We start from the raw sequence: 266 nt of genomic DNA on the forward strand, positions 1-266 counted from the left end.
ATAAACACTCTTACTTCCACATCTCCTTCGAGGGAGTCTGCAAAGTGGTTAATATTCATTATTAGTAATAAAAAAGCACCTACGACAAGAAGCATGACAGTTACTGCGCTAATGGACGCAAACGTCATCCATCCATTTCTAATCAGGTTCTTTCCACCTTCACTGATATGACGGGCTATAGATCTACCTTTCATAGCCGTAATCCCCCCTTGCTTCATCACGAGCTATACGACCTTCTTCAATGGCAATTACACGTTTTCGAAGTG

Annotated in this window: 1 pseudogene; it reads right to left on the bottom strand. The window is 41.7% G+C overall.

What is annotated here, in order from left to right:
* Nucleotides 1–194: pseudogene (locus AOA60_RS33535) on the bottom strand (hypothetical protein); the annotation flags it as partial.
* Nucleotides 195–266: the final 72 nt, after the last annotated feature.

This window comes from Pseudomonas sp. 2822-17, from assembly GCF_002742485.1.
Classification (GTDB): domain Bacteria; phylum Pseudomonadota; class Gammaproteobacteria; order Pseudomonadales; family Pseudomonadaceae; genus Aquipseudomonas; species Aquipseudomonas cyclaminis.